Below are 18,066 nucleotides of genomic sequence, written 5' to 3'. Positions count from 1 at the left end.
ACATTTCAACTTTAAAAAGTTCTGCTTTATTTAGCAGAAGGATTTACCATTACGGAAGAATTGGAAACGCTCGTCATAGACTGGGTTTCTTTTCCGTTTGAAATACTTTCAATCTGTGTCGTTTTTACAGAAATATTCTGGTTTTTAATCCATCCTGTATTCTGGTCAAACGTAATCGTTCCGTTCTGCGTAAGTTCCGTGCTTAAGCTGTGGGTAACTTCTCCCTGATTCTGTTTATTAACTTTCTTTGGAATTCCTCCGGTTACCGAAATTTCTGCCACACCGTTTCCTACACTTTTCAGAATGTAGTGAGAGGTCACTTTAATATTTCCCTGTGCATCAGCATTTTCGCTGTTCGTCCATTTTTCGCCGATTTTTGCACCTTTTTTAGGAATAATCGTTAGATTTTTGTTGAACTGATCTCTGAGAACTTTTTCGTTAAAAGATTCCTTAAGACTTGCAACTACGCTTTCTTTCTGGTTTTTATCTTTGATCAGTGATCCTACAGAATTGGCAACTTTAGTGTAAACAGCATCAAAACCTGTAATTGAAATTACATTTCCTTTGGTGTCCATCTTCATGTTCAGTTTATTTCCGGTCAATGCTCTGTTGATATTCCAGATCATCTTCAGATCATCCTCTTTCGGGATCGGCAGTTTGGTATCCACTACGATTGTTTTTCCCTGTGCTGTCTGAGAGCTTCTTTTAGCGATTAAATTTAAGGTAATATCATAAACATTTCCTTTAATATCATTCACTGTAAAAGACATTTCGTCCGTAGATTCGCTCGTTCCGTTCAGAGTTTTCCCTTGAGGATCAGTCATTGTTTTCGTATCTCTCTGATACGTTGTTAAAGGATAAGTTTTTCCTTTTTCCAGTTTAAAAGTCTGCGTATACACTCCCGCTGAATCTTTAATCGCCGGATTTTCCTCTACTTTTGCTACAGAATCTGCCGGAACTTCCACTGTAATTGTTTTTCCGGTTTTAGGATCTACTTTTGTAATTTTTGCCGTTTCTTTTTTGTTGCATGAAACAATGGCTATGGTTGAGATAAGCGCTAAAGCTGCTATGTTTTTCATTCGATTTTTTTAATTTATTTTACTGCTGTTTTTTAATATACTTTCTACAATATCCTGTAGCTTTCCCTGGGATTCTCCGTCGGATTCATTGGATAATATAACAACTCCCATGTTTTTTGAAGGATAAATTTGAAGAACACCGGAAAAACCAAATGTTCCTCCTGTATGATAAATTGTTTTTGTCCCGTCTTCATAGGTATGGATTCTCCAAAATAATCCTGTCTGATCGCCTTCAGTTTTTACAACAGGAGTATGTGACAAGGCTACATATTTATCATTTTGACTGAGGTGATACTGCATATATTTTACCAAATCTTCTGTGGTAGAAAGAATCCCTCCTGTCGGAGCCATGATTGTTGTAATATTTCTGGGCATTACTTTACCCTTTTCATTATAACAGGTCATGAGCTTTACTGAATCTGTACTAATTATTGTATGATTCATTTTCAGAGGTTTGGTTATATATTCCGAAAGTAATTTTTCATAGCTTTTATGATATACTTTTTCCAGAATATCGCCTGCGATCTGTGTTCCTGCGTTGGAATATTTATAATCTGTTCCGGGCTTAAATGCCATTTTTGCTTCGTAAAGATTTTCATAAAATTTCTTTTTAGAATAATTTTTATAAAACTTTGACAAAGCAAAAGCTACAGAATCCATTGGTTTTTTAAATGTTTCCGACTGATCGGGCAAAAACTGTGGTAATCCTGAGGAATGATTGGTAAGATGTGCAATTGTTATGGGTTGCTTATCAAACTCAAGATTTGTGTAGTTGCCATTTAAATATTTGCGGATATCATCATTCAGTTTAATTTTTCTATCTCTCAGTGCGTGCGCGAGAAGTGTTCCTGTAAATGTTTTGGTTATTGATGCAATTTCATAAACACTTTTTGAAGTCGGAAGTTTTGACTTTCCTAGTTCTGTTGTCCCATAATTGTAAAAATAACTTTTACCGTCTTTAAAAATCCCTATGGAAATCCCAACACGAGCCGGATCTTCCATATAAACAGATGCTTCCCTTTGAACCAGCTTATCGAGATTGGTTGTCATAGGATTATCTGTAGGGATATTTTTGTTTTGAGCATTACAAGCTATTGCAAAACAAAAAGGTAAAAGAATTTTAATTTTCATATTTTACGCTTTCGAAGCGGTAATCATTTTCTGTCTCACTGCTTCATATAAAATCGCTCCGCACGCAACAGAAACATTTAAAGACTGTGTTTTTCCCTCGATCGGAAGTTTTATTTTTTCATCAGAGTGGTGAAGAACTTCTTTGGAAATTCCTGTTTCTTCATTTCCCATAACGATTGCGCAGGGTTCTGTAAAATCAATATCATAAATTAATTTTTCAGCCTTTTCGCTTGCTGCAAAAACAGAAATTCCGCTTTGCTGAAGAAAATCTACCACATGAGCCAGATTCGGAGCTTTACAGATTTTCACATTATAAAGAGCTCCAGCTGAGGTTTTTATCGCATCGGAATTAATCGGGGCAGCTCCTTTTTCGGGAATAATCACCGCATCTACTCCCACACATTCTGCGGTTCTGCAGATGGCTCCGAAGTTTCTTACATCCGTTAATCTGTCCAGAATCAATAAAAAAGGAGTTTTTCCGTCCTCAAACAATTGAGGAACCACATCTTCCACTTTATGAAAAGGAACATCCGAAATAAAAGCAACCACTCCCTGATGATTTTTTCTCGTAAAACGATTCAGCTTTTCTACCGGAACGTAATTGGGACGGATTTTATTTTTCGCCAGTATGGCTTTAAGTTCAGCATAAATAGGTCCCTGTAATGCATTCTGCAAAAACACCTTGTCAATTGTTTTCCCCGCTTCTATAGCTTCAATTACGGGACGCAGCCCGAAAATAAAATCGTCTTTCATTGAATAAATTTTATGTTAAAGGTTCAAAGTTCAAAGTTCTATGTTTAAAGTTTAATGTTTTGAGTTCTCGGTTTTAAAGTGAATCCGGTTCATATCAAGAATTTTAAACTTTAAACCAGAAACAATTATGTTTTGTACTTTGTTCCTTTTAAATCTGTTATATTTAAATATTTAATAAATGAGCCAATTTTTCGGCTTAATACTTCAGTCTGTTCTCTTAATGTTTCAAATTTTTCCTCAGAGATAAAATTTCTGTCAAAAACCCGGTATAACTGTGATCTTGTTTCGCCACAAGAAGCTTTTGCTATTGAAAGAAACTGAATAAATTCTCTGTTCCCGTTTCTTTCAAAACCTTCTGCGATATTATCCATTACAGAACCCGAAGAACTATCAATCTGATTGCAGAGTTTAAAATTATTTTTAAGATTAGTAGATTCAATAATTCCGTAAATTTCTTTACACAATTCGCGCGATAATTTCCAAATTTCTAAATCTTCGAATCTATTTACTGTTGCCATGAACCTTAAACTTTAAACTAAAAACCTTGAACCTCTAATATTTTTCCCCTAAAATAGCTCTCTTCTGCGCCAAAGCATAGCCATAATGCAGACCTTCGTGCATATTGTTAAAAATAATGGCATCCTGAATGCTTTTCAGATCCAGCCCAAAACTTGTGGTGTAAGGCGTATAATCCGAAAAGAAATCACTGTCATAATCTTTCATCAGGATTTTTGAAGTTTCGGTTAATAAAAACTCCAGATCTTCCACTTCAGATTTCTGCACATCCAGATTCGGAAGCGTTCCTTTTTTATAAGTTTCGATCCAGTATTTATCAATTCTGAAAGGATTTCCGCTTAGGTAATAATGCAGCAACTGCTGTGTAGCAACCGTATGAGCAATGTTCCAGTAAAGATTATTATTGAAACCGTCCGGAATCAGTAAAAGATCTTCGTGAGAAGTGTTTTGCAGAATATCCAGAAGGTTTTTTCTTACTTGTCTGTGCGCTTGAAAATGATAATTCATTTTACAAAAATTTTAATCTCCAAAAATAGTTTAATAAACTGGAAATGACAATTTTTGAACGGTGGATTAAAGCAAAATTTATATATTTTTAAGAAAAATAATATTGATTGTATTGAGTTTTAAGCCTTCATCTATTCAGGATCCTGCATCAATGCCGGAATATTTAACAAACTTTAACTCAAAAATGGCATTTTTTGTGTTGATTAATGCAAGTATTTATTGGAAATTTACCCATTATTTTAAATCAAGATATGTCAGAGATCAATCAAGCTGAAGATATTCGTCAATTGACGGAGCAGGTAAAAGAAGCAAACTACTTTTTTTCTCTTTTGAGACAGGAAATCAACAAGGTTATTATTGGACAGGAATATATGATAGACCGTCTTCTGATCGGTCTTTTAGGCAATGGTCACGTTCTTTTGGAAGGTGTTCCGGGACTGGCAAAAACTCTGGCGATAAAAACTCTGGCTGAAGCGGTTCACGGAGAGTTTTCCAGAATTCAGTTTACGCCGGATCTTCTTCCTGCGGATGTTGTGGGAACAATGATCTACAATGTAAAAGACAATGATTTCTCCATAAAAAAAGGGCCCGTTTTTGCGAATTTCGTTTTGGCGGATGAGATTAACCGAGCGCCTGCGAAAGTGCAGTCGGCTCTTTTGGAGGTGATGCAGGAAAAGCAGGTAACCATCGGAGACGAAACCATGAAGCTTCCAAAACCGTTTTTGGTATTGGCAACGCAAAACCCGATCGATCAGGAAGGTACTTATCTTTTACCGGAAGCACAGAGCGACCGTTTTATGCTGAAATGTACGATTGATTATCCAAAACTGGAAGACGAAAGAACCGTAATGAGAATGGTTTCCACTTCACATCAGCCAACTGTAAAACCTGTGATTTCACTTGAACATATTGTTGCGGCGAAAGAATTAATCAATCAGATCTATCTTGATGAAAAGATTGAAAAATATATTCTGGACATGGTTTTTGCCACCCGTTTCCCTGAAGATTACGGACTGTCTGAACTTAAAAATTACATCAGTTTCGGGGCTTCTCCGAGAGCATCAATAAATCTTGCGATTGCTTCCAGAGCGTATGCTTTCTTAAAAGGAAGAGCATTTGTAATTCCGGAAGATGTAAAATCGCTGGCAAAAGATGTTCTGAGACACAGAATCGGATTAACTTTCGAGGCTGAAGCGGAAGAAATTTCTTCAGAAGAGATCATCAACAGAATTCTGGCTAAAATTCAGGCTCCGTAATGAGTGAAGTAGTTATTAGAAAGGCAATTCAGGAAGATTGTGAACCAATGCTGGAATTGATTAAAGAACTGGCGGATTATGAAAAGGCTTTGCATGAAGTTACCTTAACTTTAGATCAGTTTATTGAAGACGGATTCGGAAAATCTCCTGTTTGGGGCGCTTTTGTAGCAGAATTTAATGGGGAAATTGTCGGGATCTCTTTGTATTATGACAGATATTCGACATGGAAGGGAAGAAGGTTGTACTTAGAAGATTTGGTGGTGACGGAAAACCTGAGAGGAAAACAGATCGGCAAGAAATTGTTTGAAGCTACCATAGAATACGGAAAATCTAACCAATACAGCGGAATGGTTTTTCAGGTGCTCAACTGGAATGAACCTGCCATTAATTTCTACAAAAAATACAGCCCGAAATTTGATGACGAATGGCTGAATGTATCTATAGAATTTAAATAGTAGGGAAGTTGTAAGCATGATGATGGAAGTTTACAAAATCTCAAAAAAACGCTCATACACTAAAACACTCAAACAAAGGAAATGCAGATAAAAGATATTGTAAAAAAAGTTAAGCAGATAGAAATCCGGACCCGAAAGAAGACGGAAGCTACTTTAATGGGGCAATATCACAGTGCTTTTAAAGGACAGGGAATGACGTTTTCGGAAGTTCGTCCCTATCAGTTTGGAGATGAGATCCGCAGGATCGACTGGAACAAAACAGCTCGTTTCCGCGAACCTTTCGTAAAAGTAATGGAGGAGGAACGTGAACTGACGATGATGCTGGTTGTGGATATTTCTGCTTCAATGGATTACGGAACTAAAAATCAGCTGAAAAGACAATACGTTGCAGAAATTGCAGCAAGTTTAGGTTTTTCAGCAGCAGGAAATAATGATAAGGTAGGTTTAATTTTGTTTGCGGATAAAGTATACAAAGTAATTCCGCCACAGAAAGGAAGAAAACATATTTTATCCATTATCAGTACCATTCTAACAGCAGATTATGTTCCTGCCATTTCAAAAATTGATAAAGCAATGGAATACATGATGGGAATTTTCAAAAGAAAATCTTTGGTATTTCTGTTTTCGGATTTTGAAGATGAATATGACTCTAAAATGCTGAGAGTGGCTTCCAAAAAACATCAGTTGCTTGGAATGAGAATTTATGATGAAAAAGACAATGAAATTCCGGATGTGGGATATACTTTATTATATGATGCGGAAACCGGAAAGCAGGTTTGGGTAAATACTTCAAGTGTAAGATGGAGATATAATTTTGCTGAAGCCAAAAAGCAGAAAATTAAATCTTTAGAAGAAGATTTTGCCAACAGCTCGGCAAGTTTTATGAATATTAATACAGGTTCGGATTATTCGAGATTGCTGTATAACTATTTTCAGAAAAAATAAAAATAGACACTTTTTGTCATTACGACGAGGAACAACGAAGCCATCTTTTTTAATACAGATTCTTCCTTCGTCAGAATGACAAAAACGACGTTAAAATTTAATAATAAAATTGAAAAAACTTTTATTTATATTTTGTTTTTTAATCTGTGCAAATGTCTTTTCGCAGATCCTTTCTTCCAGTGTTGAGAAGAAAACCATTGCTTTGGGAGAAGTGAACCACATCGTGATCACCATTAATAACCTGAACAATGAAAAAGTTTCTGCAGCTCGCGAGAATGAACTGCTGCCTTTTCATTTCGAAGAAATTAAAGACAGTATCGCACAGACTCAGGATGTTTATTACAGAAGGATTGAATTTGCTGTTTTTGATGAAGGAAAATTTACCATTCCCGAACTGGAATTCAAAGTCAACGGAAAAATTCTGAAAACAATTCCTTACGAAATTGATGTTATTAATACGGCTCAGAAGACCGATCAGATTAATGACATTATGAACAACAAAGAGGTAAAACTTGAAGCCACCGATTATTGGGAACTGTATAAATTTTACATATTAGCCGCCATTGCGGTGATTTGCCTCATCATTGCGATTATCATGTTCATAAAATACGGACGAAAACCAAAAGATTCGCCGGTTGTCGCCACAAATCAGACCCTGAAGGAACTGGATTCCCTTAAAAAGAAAAAATATGTGGAGAACGGAAATTACCGTTCATTTTATGTTGAACTGATCGATATTTCCCGAAAATTCATCGCAAAACAATACCGCGTTCCGGCAGATGTTTTGTTAACGGATGACCTTATTGATGTGATGAAGAAGAACAATACCATTTCTCAGGAAAATGAAAAAATAGTGGAAGACGTATTTTTAAGAGGAGATCTGGTGAAATTTGCGAAAACATTTCCGGATCAGGCAACCATGGAAAAAGATTTTGCCGACATCAGAGATTTTGTAAAAAGATCATCAAAAGATCTTGAATTTGAAAACTTGAGAAAGGATGCCTGATTTTGAATTTTACAGTCCGTGGTTTCTGTTGCTTTTTGCGCTGTTTATCCCTTTGTTATTCAGGGATGCAAGCCGGCAGAAAAGAAAAGGGATAAAAGTTCCTACGGTAAAAAATATGGACGAAAGCGGCGGGATTCATTTTATTATGTTTATCCTGAGAATTTCGAAGTATATTATTCTTTCTGCGCTCATTATTGCCATGGCAAGACCGAGAACTTTTACGGTTTCTCAGGACAGAGACGATACAAAAGGTATTGATATTATGCTTTCTGTGGATGTTTCCCTGAGTATGCTGGCAAAAGATTTAACACCCGACCGTTTAACGGCATTGAAGGATATTGCAATTAAATTCGTTAATAAAAGACCGAATGACAGAATTGGTCTCGTTGCCTATTCCGGAGAGGCATTTACGAAAGTTCCGGTAACTTCCGATCATCAGGTTGTTGTGGATGAACTGAATAATCTTAATCCTTTGGAATTGCAGCCGGGAACTGCCATTGGAGAAGGACTTTCCGTTGCGGTTAACCATTTGAAAAACAGCAAAGCAAAAAGTAAAATCATCATTCTCATGACGGATGGTGTGAATACCATTGAAAATGCAATGCCTCCTGCAATTGCTGCGGAACTGGCTAAAAATAACGGAATTAAAGTATACTCCATCGGAATCGGAACGAACGGATATGCTTTGATGCCTACACAAACCGATATTTTCGGAGATCTTGTCTTTACGGAAACCGAGGTGAAGATTGATGAGCCTGTTTTAAAAGAAGTAGCACAAATGACGGGTGGAAAATATTTCAGAGCCACATCAAATACAAGTCTTGAAGAAGTGTATGACGAAATTAACCAACTGGAAAAATCTGATGTAAAGGTGGCGAAGCTTTTCAATTATCAGGAATATTTTAAAATTTTCCTGTGGATTGCTTTGGGAATGCTGTTTTTAGACGCTTTACTGAGATGGGTGTTTTATAAAATTTTAAGTTAATGGATTGGTATTTAGGAAATTATTGGTTTTTATTATTGCTGTTGCTTCTGCCGCTGTTAGCTTCCTTTTTAATCCGTTTTCTGAAATGGAAAAAAAAGAAAAGAGAAATTTTTGCAGACAGCCAGTTTCATGAGCAGTTATTTGAGAAAAAATCAGGTTTTACCAAGTTTTTTCCGGCACTCTATCTTTTGGGGACCCTGTTTTTAATATTTTCAATTATCGATTTATTAAGCGGCTCGGAAGAAGTGAAATCCAGTCAGAAATTAAACAATGTAATTTTCATGCTGGATGTTTCCAATTCGATGAATGCGGAAGACATCAGTCCGAGCCGTTTAACGGAAGCAAAAAATCTCATGCTTCAGACGATGCAGAAAATGAAAAGCGATAAAGTGGGAATGGTGATTTTTGCAGGACAGGCAACCTCCATTATGCCTTTAACCACAGATTATAATTCAGCAGAAACCTATATCAGCGGAATCGAAACAAACTCCATGCAGATTCAGGGAACAGATTTCCTTAACGGAATGAAGATTGCGGCTGAAAAATTTAAAAACGTAAGCAAAGACGGACGAAAAGTTGTTTTGCTTAGTGACGGTGAAGATAATGAAGGAAATGATGATGCAGCGATACGACTGGCTAAAAAAGAGGGAATTATGATTACTTCCGTCGGAATCGGTACTGAAGAAGGCGCTCCGGTTCCGGAATATGTTTTCGGACAGTTAATGGGATATAAAAGTGATATCAACGGACAGACTGTTATCTCCAAAAGACAGACGGAAGCGCTGAAAAAAATGGCTGATGCAACCGGAGGAAGCTATATTGACGGAAATAACATCAATGAAGCTCCGGACAGAATTTTAGACGCTCTGAAAAAGAAAACAGGATCATCTGAAACGATGGTGAAATCACAAAATGCGAATCATTATTACCAGTATTTTCTGGCAGTTTCTCTATTTTTCTTCTTTCTGATTTATTTATTTAATCCTAAAAGAGATTTTAATGTTTAATAATCCGGATACATTGTCTCAGAATCAGACTATTACTTTAACCCAATTTTAACAAATAAGACACTGTTTATTAACATTTAAAGGAATAATTTTGCACATAATGAATACTAAAATCATTTTTTTATCGTTTATAATTGCTTTCATCTTCCCGGGAAATCTTTTCGGGCAGAAAAATTACAGGACTTTAGTCTATGAAGGCAATGAAAAATTCAACGGTAAAGATTATGATGGCGCGTCTGTAAAGTATCTGGAAGCAATCAGAACCAACAGCAAAGATTTTACAGCGCACTACAATTTAGGAAACGCATTATATAAAAGCAAAAAATACGAAGAAGCAAAAGCAGAATTCGAGACGGCTCAGAAGCTTTCTCAGACGCTTCCGGATAAAGCAGCCGCTCTTCATAATTTGGGGAATACCTATATGCAGATGAACAAGCCTGAAAAGGCAGCAGAATTTTACAGACAGTCCCTGAAACAAAATCCATACAGCGAGGTAACAAGAAAAAATTACGAGATTGCCAAGCTGAAGGATAAAGAAAACCAACAGAAAAAACAACAGCAAAATAACTCCGGTAAAGGAGGCGGTGGTAAAGACCAACAGCAAAATGATGATCAAAAAGGAAAAGATCAAAAGCAGGATCAGGGACAAGGTCAGCAGAATAAAGGAGACGGACAGGGAAATGATCCCAACCGTAACCAGAATAATGAAGGCAAAATCCCTAAAGGTCTCGAAAATCAAATACTCAACAAAGTAAGCGATAAGGAAAAAGAAACCGCCAGAAGAATTTTGAATAAAAATTCTTATTCGATGCCCGAGAGCAACGAGAAAGATTGGTGATGCAGAACAGAATTATTTACATATTACTTTTAATGTCTTCCGTAATTTCTTACGGACAGGTAAATCTTTCTGTAACTCCTGACAAAACAACGTATAACGGTAAGGAAATAGTAAATCTGAATATTGTCCTTGAAATGAATGGTGGTGAATATAATCAGCAAACACCATTACGTTCACCGGACTTGTCAAAATTCAATATCATAGGAAGCGGTTCTGCCAGTAACGGTTATGTAGATCCTGAAACCAATACCGTAATTTCCCAATCTATTACAAGATTAGCTCTTGAACCCAAACAGAAAGGAAAAGTAAAGATCGGATCTTTCCTGATTACCATCAATAATAAAATTTATAAAACCGAACCTTTTGACATTTTTATTAAAGATGTAGAAAAGAAACCGGTTGCAGCCAACAATGCTTCAAAAGACGTTTATCTCAATATGGAGATTGACGACCGTGAAGTGTATCAGGATCAGCCAACAATTGCTGTTCTGAAAGTGTATTCAAAAAACATGGATAACTTCAGAAGAGTAAGAAACATTCATCTTCCTGAGCAGGAAAATCTGGATGTTTTTCCGGTAAGTTTTACCAAGTCTGAGATTGATCCTTCCGATGCAGGAAATATGGCGTCGCAGATTCTTGCCGTATTTATGGTTTTTCCGAATGAAGCCGGTTATGTAGATATTCCGGGGGTTTCGGCTTCGCTGAATTCTTATGCTAACAAAAATAAGCTCGTTTCCAATAAAGTAAAGATTAATGTTAAAAAGCTTCCTGAAGGTTCTCCGGAATGTTTTAAGAATGCAGTCGGGAATTTTAATGTAACCGTTGTTAATACTTCAAAAGAAAAAATTGAGGTTAAAAAACCGATGAATGTTCTGGTAAAAGTAAGCGGAGAAGGGAATCTTAAAAGCATGGAGCTTCCTAAAATTGCGCAATCTCCGGATTATGAAGTTTTCGCACCTAAGATCATTTCACGCGTAACGGTAGGAACGGAAGGGATGAAAGGAGAGGTATTAGCCAATTATCTTGTAATTCCTAAAAAAGCGGGAGAAATTAATATTAAAACAGAACAGTTTGCCTTTTTCGATCCTTCCAGCAAAGAGTATGTAGATCTTGGACAGCAGTCTTTAGCAGTAAATGCTTTTTCTCATGATCAGATTCTTGAATCCCGTACAGCGGTTGAAAAAGTGAATGAGTATACCAATACTTTTTTAGAAACGGTAAATACGCCTGTTTTAAAAACAACTTCATTTAAAGTAAAAGAAAAAAAGAAATTCCACTGGAATGTTCTTTTTATCAATATTGCTATTTTATTTTCCTTATTCGGAATGTATCTTCTGTTTAAAACATGGCAGAAGAAAAACAAATTATCTAAAGAAATTCAGGCTCCGATGCCTTTAGGTTCTGTTGCTGAAACGGAAAATGAAATCCGTGAAAAGTTTAAAACCGACATCAACGATTATTTTGGCTATTTGGAAAATCTTAAAGATAATGAAGATTATCAGAAGTTTTTTCAAACCTTTGATGAACTTGATCAGGAAGTGAAAAATCAATATTCTGTAAATCCTGCTGATCATTTAACAGATTTGCTGGAAAAAGAAAAAGGCTCGTCAATTGCCGAAGAATACAGGAATCTTATTCAGAGAGTACAGGTTGAAAAATATGCTCCGATAAAATCTTCGGAAGGAATGGATGAACTTTTGTCCTCCATTGTTAATTTGTATTCTAAGATTAGCAAATAATCAATTTATTTTCATATTTTTGCGAAATTATTAATTGCAAGGAAATGGAAATATTTAATGATTTTTCGATAAAAGAGATTATTACCTGTTTTATGGTTCTTTTTGCAGTGATTGATATCATTGGTTCTATCCCGATTGTGGTAAGTTTACAGCAGAAATTTGGGCAGATTGAAGCTGAAAAAGCATCCATTACCGCAGGAGCCATTATGCTTGTTTTTCTTTTCGTGGGAAACAAAATTCTGAAATTTATCGGTGTTGATGTTAATTCGTTCGCCATTGCGGGAGCTTTTGTGATTTTTATCATAGCCCTGGAAATGATTCTTGGAATTGAGATCAACAAAACGTCTGAAGCAAAGGCTGCATCCATCGTTCCCATCGCATTTCCGCTGGTTGCAGGAGCAGGAACCTTAACGACAACGCTTTCTCTGAAAGCCGAGTTTCATGACATTAACATTATTTTTGGAATTATTCTCAACACAATTTTCGTATATTTGGTGCTGAAATCTGCAACGTGGCTGGAGAAGAAAATGGGCGATGCAACACTTGCCATTTTACAGAAAGTTTTCGGAATTATCCTGTTGGCGATTTCAATTAAATTATTCACCGCGAATTTTGCGCAATTGGTGCAGAATTACATTAATTTTTAAGAGTTATGCAGAAGTTTTATAAAGTATTTTTGGTACTGTTCATCGTGTTTATCGCAATTAATCTTTATGCTTTAGACTGGCAATCGGATATTTTATCTGAAGATAACCTGAAGTTTGTTTTCTCAATAGCTTCAGCAGCGATAGGTCTTATTTTGCTTTTTGTAATGAATACATGGAGCAAGATCGGAGTAAGAAAATAATTGAATTACAATTTTATATAAAGCCTCTTTCAGTCTGAAGGAGGCTTTTTTTATTTCTGTTTCTTGTTGAATTTTAGCTCTCAAATAATAAAAATCTAAACTAAAGAGCTTTGCTCCTTTAGGAGCAGAATCTGTGTAGAAATAAGAATAAGTCTATCAATCAATCCATAAGATTGATATCTATGATACGATACATTTTCTAAAGATAGCGTTCCTACGGAACGCAAAACGTCCTCCTAATATGATTTCTACACAGATAAAACTCTATAGAGTTTTCTGGCATTTTACTTTAAACAAAATGTTGAATCTTTTGCCTTTTTTCGGTCAAATAAAATTTAAAGAAATTTATTATTTCAAAATCACCAGATTTTTCAGAACAGCTTCCGATTTTAGCTCCGTTTCTGTCCATTCTTTTTCGGTATTGCTTTGTGCGGTAATTCCACCGCCTACAAATAAATGAACCGCATTTTTATAAAGTTTTGAACAGCGAAGATTAACAAAATACTGTACCGTTTCATCAGTCTCAATTTTAATATATCCTGCGTACAGTTCGCGCGGAAATTTTTCAATCTTCTGAATTTCTTCTTTACAAAAATCTTTCGGAATTCCGCAAACAGCAGGAGTGGGGTGTAATTCCTGAATAATCTGATCTAAGTTTTCAGGCTTAATTTGGGCTTTAAAATCGGTTCGGAGATGCTTGATATTTCCTGAAATATGATCGTAGGTTTCAGATTCCGTTACGTTTTCAGAATACTGATTTAAAATATTTCTGATGTATGACGTTACAGGTTTCTGTTCCTCAATTTCCTTTTCCGACCAGTTTTCAGAAACGGGAAGCGTTCCTGCGAGACTCATCGTTTCAAATTCGTGCGTTTTTTTACTAAATTTTCCTAAAACTTCTGAAAAAGCACCCATCCATGAATGTTCGTCATTGATAAAAATATATCGGAATGCATTTGGATAGGATTGGCAAAGATGATTAAAGCTTTCTTTCAGATTAATTTCTTCAAAATCAGTAAAAATTTTTCTTCTTGAATAGACCAGTTTCGGAAGCTGATTTTCTGTGATAACCTCAATTACTTTTTCAAGATTTTTTAAATATTCTTCCTTCGTTTCGGCAACAAATCCGCTTTTATCCTCAGGTAAAATATCACTTGAAATTGCTGTCTGATTAAAATTTTCAGGGTTTAATTCAATAATTTTTCCTCCAAAATCCAATCGTTCCAATCCATCAAAAGAATAAAAACTGATAGGGTTTTCGCCGGAATTTTCATCTGTGGAATACAGTTTTTCGTCGAATGGAAATTTGAAATAAATCATTGTTTGAAGCTTTTTAGAAAATCAGAGTCGGGAAATAATATAAGAAATTCCAACGTTGATTTTTCTTTCTGCAAAGGTATTACTAGTCTTAAAAATCTCAAAATCAAAGTCAGGATTTTTTAAGGAAATATTTTTGATGCTGTAATGCTGATATTCCGTAGAAATGATGAAACGTCGCAGTAATCTGTACTGAAGCCCCAAAGAAAATCCGAGATTGGTCTGGGTACTTTTAAAATCTTCCAGTTTGGTTAAAGCGCCATTTTCAGGAGTCAGAAACTGCATTTTATAAGTCTGATTATTTAGCAGAATTCCTGCAAACGGACGGAAGTTTTTCCAGTTATACATCAATTTACACTGAAGAGCAAATTCAAAATGTTTATTGTTAAATTGTTGAAATAAAAGTGCCTGATTATTTTTTGTAAAATAATATCCGTTGAGAAAAGTGCTTTCTTTATTGGCATCAAGATCAAAAGATGAATTCCAGTGATACGCATTGGCAGAAAGCCAGACTAAAAACTGAGAATCGAAGAAACTTTTGGAAGCCCAGATTCCGATATTTTCTCCGAACTGCGGTTTATTTTCTAAAGACCAGTTTGCACTTTTTATGCCAAATCCGCCTTCAATTCCGTACTGAAAGGTCGCCGGTTTTCGCAATCTTGCTCTTCTTGAAGCCCTCTGTTTGTCGATTTCCTGTTTGTAAGCATCCGTCACAAATTTCGTTTCCTGAACGGTTGGTGTTTTCATCATAACATCATTCAGCCTGAATTTTAAAGGTTTCATGAGATATACGGTATCATAAACGACTACTTTTTCGTAAACGTAAACCGTATCTATTTTCTTTTTCCTGATTTTCTGTGCAAACGAAAAGTTAACACAAGCAAGGAGAAAAAGAAGTATTATTTTTTGGAAGAACATATTCTGCGTTTCAATTTATTTTTCAATAAATACGGTGTCTCTTTTAATGATTTTTTTAACGACAATTATTTTCTGCGGAGTTTCTTCAATGGTGTCGTTTGCAGTCGTTTTTTTTAAAACCGGTCTGCTTTTCAATCCTGTTTCATCGTCGTTTATTTTTGTTTTTGAAGTGTTTTTCTCTTCAATTATATTTGTTGCTGAATGATTTACAGCATTATTGTCTGATTTTTCTTTTGAATCAGAATTGGTATTTACAAAGTGGTTTTTTGTCTCTTCACCTACTGTTTCATTATCCGTAAAAGTTGGTAAAGCTGAATTCTGATTCGTTGAGAAAAAAGAATTCTTCGGATTTATAAAAAAAACGGACAGAACGATGATGATTAAAAACGTTCCTCCAATTATTATTTTCTTTTTCAGGCTTTTACCGGATGATGAAAATGCAACATTATTAATTTTAAGATCGGAAGGAATCTGCAATTTTTTTGATGGCTGAATGGTAAAATCTGCAAATTTACTTTTAAAAGTCTGCGCCCAAAGTAATCCGCCAAGTCCGAAAACAACAAGCAGTTGCGCCATTTTTTTCTTCGGTGTATTTTGATTGACAAAATTCTTCATCAGGTAATTCTGAACCGATTTTTTCGCTCTCAAAAGGTGAGATTTTGAGGTGTTTACGGTAATTCCCAATAAACCGGAAATTTCTGCATGAGAATGATTTTCAATAAAATACAGATTGAAAACAGATTTGTGATGCGGTGGAAGACTGTCGATGGAAGACAGCAGTTCTTCACTGGTGAAGTCGTAAACGAAAACGTTTTTTTCTTCTGATAAATGATGGTCCATTTCTGAATAGGTATCTGGGATTTCCGTAGGTTCTGTAGTTACAAAAGTATCTTTGCTGTGTTTGCGGATGTGTTGCAGTGCATTGTTTACCACAATTTTTTTCAGCCATGCAAACAGAGCTTTTTCATCATTCAGCTGATCGTTTTTCTGGATTGCGGTAATGAAACTGTCCTGCACGATGTCTTCCGCCGTGTAAATATCATCGACATATCTTCGGCATATTCCCAGAAGTTTCGGGGAATAATCGAGATAAATTTTCTGCCAGTTGAAGTTGCTGTTTTGCTTCATAATTTAATTCGCGACAAATAGTAAGTTATTATTTACCGGAAGTTTTATTAAAATTTAGACCTTTTCAAGATAAAGTTAAATCTTTATATAAATGAATAAGGTCAGTAAAAATAAATTTAAAGTTTTCATGGTTATTATTTTAATTGCTTGTCCTTAATTCATCATAATGCTTTAATTTTAACGCAAAGATCGCTAAGATTTTTTTATATACTAACTGTTTTTAAGCTCGCAAAGGTACTTCGATAAACTCAGCATAAACTATTCACTCAGCAAAGAACCCAAGTTTTTTTATCATAATGAATTTCGGACAACCACTTTATTTTCTTATAAGATGCAGAAAAAATAAAAGGTTGCAGTAAGAAAATAAAAAAAGCTCAAATTTTTTTTGAGCTTGATATTTTCAGTGAAAATTAAATCTTATCGGTTGATGATATTGTTCGTCATCGTGGTGTGATTGATGAGCTGACCTTTTTCATCGCGGATCTCTATTTCCGAAACGTGCATCGTTTTTCCTTTTCGGATAAATCTTGCAACGGCTGTTACGATTCCGTCTTTTTTACTTCTTAAATGGTTGGAGTTGATGTTGGTTCCCACTCCGAAGTATTTTGAACCATCAATAAAAATATTAGACAGGCTTGATCCCATGGTTTCTGCCAAAACACAGCTCGCGCCACCGTGCATAATTCCGAACGGCTGATGAATTTTTGGTGAAACAGGCATTGTTGCAGTCAGTGTTTCATTTTCAACATCAATATCTGTGAACTTAATATCCAGAGTTTTTGCAAATGTTTCTCCGCCCCAGTTGTTGATGAATTCTAATATTTCTTCCTTGCTTTTATCTTTTATATACATATTTTAATCGGTAATAAGTAATTGGTAATGAGTAATTTTGATAACATCTAACATCTAACATCTAACATCTAACATCTAGCATCTAGCATCTAGCTTCCATCTTCCTGCATCTAGCTTCTATCTCCTAACCTTTAGCCTCAGAATCATTTCCCATGATATTCGGATTCCAGTTTTCCGGGATTTTAGGAACTATATCATTTTTTATGTAATAATCCTGAATTTCCTGCATAATTTCGGTAAACGGTGCAGATGCAATTCTTTCGTAGGGAATGGTATACCCAAGATAAATGATTTTTCTTTTAAAATCTCCCGCCGCAAGAACGATAGGAACTTTTGCTGCTAAAGCCATGTGATAAAAGCCTTTTCTCCATTTCGGAACCCAGCTTCTTGTTCCTTCGGGAGTGATGACCAGACTGAAATCGTCTTTTTCAAACTGTTTGGCTACGAAATTCACCAGATCATTTTTCTGGCTTCTGTCGATCCCGATTCCGCCCAGACCTTTTACAACGCTTCCGTACCATGCTTTGGTGTGTGCATCTTTGATGATGATTTTTAATGGTTTTTTCAGAGACCAGTAGGATAGGTTTCCTAAAATATATTCCATGTTGTGCGTGTGAGGCGCAACTACAAGAATACATCTGTTCAGAACGTTTTCGTCGCCCTGAAGAACGACTTTCCAGCCCATTAATTTTAGCAGCAGTTTGCCGATCAGCTTTCTCATATAGTTTAGATTAAAAACAAAAAAGTATAACCAAAGTGGTTATACTTTACAAATATATTGAAATAT

General features: G+C 35.7%; 20 protein-coding genes. 10 read left to right on the top strand and 10 right to left on the bottom strand.

Annotated features, from left to right (window positions below; translation table 11 throughout):
• Positions 1-26: 26 nt before the first annotated feature.
• The 5 genes from WFH39_RS16525 to WFH39_RS16505 all read right to left on the bottom strand — a co-directional run bounded on the left by WFH39_RS16525 (position 27) and on the right by WFH39_RS16505 (position 3,986).
• Positions 27-1,079 (bottom strand): DUF6263 family protein, encoded by a 1,053-nt coding sequence (locus WFH39_RS16525; protein WP_336690680.1) that lies wholly within the window; start codon positions 1,077-1,079, stop codon positions 27-29.
• A gap of 9 nt (positions 1,080-1,088) precedes the next feature.
• On the bottom strand, positions 1,089-2,210 hold the full coding sequence (locus tag WFH39_RS16520; RefSeq protein WP_336690679.1) for a serine hydrolase domain-containing protein: 1,122 nt from the start codon (positions 2,208-2,210) through the stop codon (positions 1,089-1,091).
• Positions 2,211-2,213: 3 nt separating this feature from the next.
• The gene (gene rlmB, locus WFH39_RS16515; protein ID WP_336690678.1) at positions 2,214-2,963 is read right to left on the bottom strand and encodes a 23S rRNA (guanosine(2251)-2'-O)-methyltransferase RlmB; all 750 of its coding nucleotides are present in this window, start codon (positions 2,961-2,963) and stop codon (positions 2,214-2,216) included.
• A 125-nt stretch (positions 2,964-3,088) separates the two neighbouring features.
• Complete coding sequence (locus WFH39_RS16510) at positions 3,089-3,481, bottom strand: four helix bundle protein (protein ID WP_087709449.1); 393 nt, start codon at positions 3,479-3,481, stop codon at positions 3,089-3,091.
• Positions 3,482-3,515: 34 nt separating this feature from the next.
• Positions 3,516-3,986 (bottom strand): DinB family protein, encoded by a 471-nt coding sequence (locus tag WFH39_RS16505; protein ID WP_076392302.1) that lies wholly within the window; start codon positions 3,984-3,986, stop codon positions 3,516-3,518.
• 251 nt (positions 3,987-4,237) lie between these two features.
• On the opposite strand from WFH39_RS16505, the gene WFH39_RS16500 reads away from it, so the two are divergent.
• From WFH39_RS16500 to WFH39_RS16455, 10 genes are all read left to right on the top strand, one after another.
• The gene (locus WFH39_RS16500; protein WP_076392594.1) at positions 4,238-5,242 is read left to right on the top strand and encodes an AAA family ATPase; all 1,005 of its coding nucleotides are present in this window, start codon (positions 4,238-4,240) and stop codon (positions 5,240-5,242) included.
• Positions 5,242-5,697: a GNAT family N-acetyltransferase gene (locus tag WFH39_RS16495; protein ID WP_336690677.1), complete on the top strand. Its 456-nt coding sequence runs from the start codon at positions 5,242-5,244 to the stop codon at positions 5,695-5,697. Before WFH39_RS16500 ends, WFH39_RS16495 begins: the two co-directional genes overlap by 1 nt.
• An 81-nt stretch (positions 5,698-5,778) precedes the next feature.
• Positions 5,779-6,642, top strand: a complete 864-nt coding sequence (locus WFH39_RS16490) for a DUF58 domain-containing protein (protein WP_336690676.1) — start codon at positions 5,779-5,781, stop codon at positions 6,640-6,642.
• Between the two features lie 109 nt (positions 6,643-6,751).
• Positions 6,752-7,648 carry a BatD family protein gene (locus WFH39_RS16485; protein ID WP_442891746.1) on the top strand — a complete coding sequence of 299 codons (897 nt, stop codon included), beginning with the start codon at positions 6,752-6,754 and terminating at the stop codon, positions 7,646-7,648.
• Complete coding sequence (locus tag WFH39_RS16480) at positions 7,641-8,633, top strand: vWA domain-containing protein (protein WP_336690675.1); 993 nt, start codon at positions 7,641-7,643, stop codon at positions 8,631-8,633. The genes WFH39_RS16485 and WFH39_RS16480 overlap by 8 nt, the downstream gene beginning before the upstream one ends.
• Positions 8,633-9,640, top strand: coding sequence for a vWA domain-containing protein (locus WFH39_RS16475; RefSeq protein ID WP_336690674.1), 1,008 nt, complete (start codon positions 8,633-8,635; stop codon positions 9,638-9,640). The genes WFH39_RS16480 and WFH39_RS16475 overlap by 1 nt, the downstream gene beginning before the upstream one ends.
• 100 nt (positions 9,641-9,740) lie before the next feature.
• Positions 9,741-10,478 carry a tetratricopeptide repeat protein gene (locus tag WFH39_RS16470; protein ID WP_076392314.1) on the top strand — a complete coding sequence of 246 codons (738 nt, stop codon included), beginning with the start codon at positions 9,741-9,743 and terminating at the stop codon, positions 10,476-10,478.
• Entirely contained in the window at positions 10,478-12,217 is a 1,740-nt protein-coding gene (locus tag WFH39_RS16465; RefSeq protein WP_336690673.1) for a BatD family protein, read from the top strand. Before WFH39_RS16470 ends, WFH39_RS16465 begins: the two co-directional genes overlap by 1 nt.
• Before the next feature lie 44 nt (positions 12,218-12,261).
• Positions 12,262-12,864 (top strand): MarC family protein, encoded by a 603-nt coding sequence (locus tag WFH39_RS16460; RefSeq protein WP_076392318.1) that lies wholly within the window; start codon positions 12,262-12,264, stop codon positions 12,862-12,864.
• A gap of 5 nt (positions 12,865-12,869) precedes the next feature.
• The gene (locus tag WFH39_RS16455) at positions 12,870-13,064 is read left to right on the top strand and encodes a hypothetical protein (protein ID WP_076392320.1); all 195 of its coding nucleotides are present in this window, start codon (positions 12,870-12,872) and stop codon (positions 13,062-13,064) included.
• 348 nt (positions 13,065-13,412) lie between these two features.
• Here the strand turns inward: WFH39_RS16455 and WFH39_RS16450 are convergent, their stop codons facing one another.
• The 5 genes from WFH39_RS16450 to WFH39_RS16430 form a co-directional block, all read right to left on the bottom strand.
• Entirely contained in the window at positions 13,413-14,384 is a 972-nt protein-coding gene (locus WFH39_RS16450; RefSeq protein WP_336690672.1) for a chorismate-binding protein, read from the bottom strand.
• A gap of 21 nt (positions 14,385-14,405) precedes the next feature.
• On the bottom strand, positions 14,406-15,299 hold the full coding sequence (locus WFH39_RS16445; protein ID WP_336690671.1) for a hypothetical protein: 894 nt from the start codon (positions 15,297-15,299) through the stop codon (positions 14,406-14,408).
• Between the two features lie 15 nt (positions 15,300-15,314).
• Positions 15,315-16,427, bottom strand: a complete 1,113-nt coding sequence (locus WFH39_RS16440) for an RNA polymerase sigma factor (RefSeq protein ID WP_336690670.1) — start codon at positions 16,425-16,427, stop codon at positions 15,315-15,317.
• A gap of 417 nt (positions 16,428-16,844) precedes the next feature.
• A complete protein-coding gene (locus WFH39_RS16435; RefSeq protein WP_262911587.1) occupies positions 16,845-17,279 on the bottom strand; it encodes a PaaI family thioesterase in 435 nt (144 codons plus the stop codon).
• Positions 17,280-17,403: 124 nt separating this feature from the next.
• Entirely contained in the window at positions 17,404-18,000 is a 597-nt protein-coding gene (locus WFH39_RS16430; protein WP_235131373.1) for a 1-acyl-sn-glycerol-3-phosphate acyltransferase, read from the bottom strand.
• Positions 18,001-18,066: the final 66 nt, after the last annotated feature.

The organism is Chryseobacterium sp. MMO-72 (assembly GCF_037146035.1).
Taxonomy (GTDB): Bacteria; Bacteroidota; Bacteroidia; order Flavobacteriales; family Weeksellaceae; genus Chryseobacterium; species Chryseobacterium indicum.
Note: the sequence above shows the minus strand (reverse complement) of the source record. Positions and strands in the feature narration are given on the sequence as shown.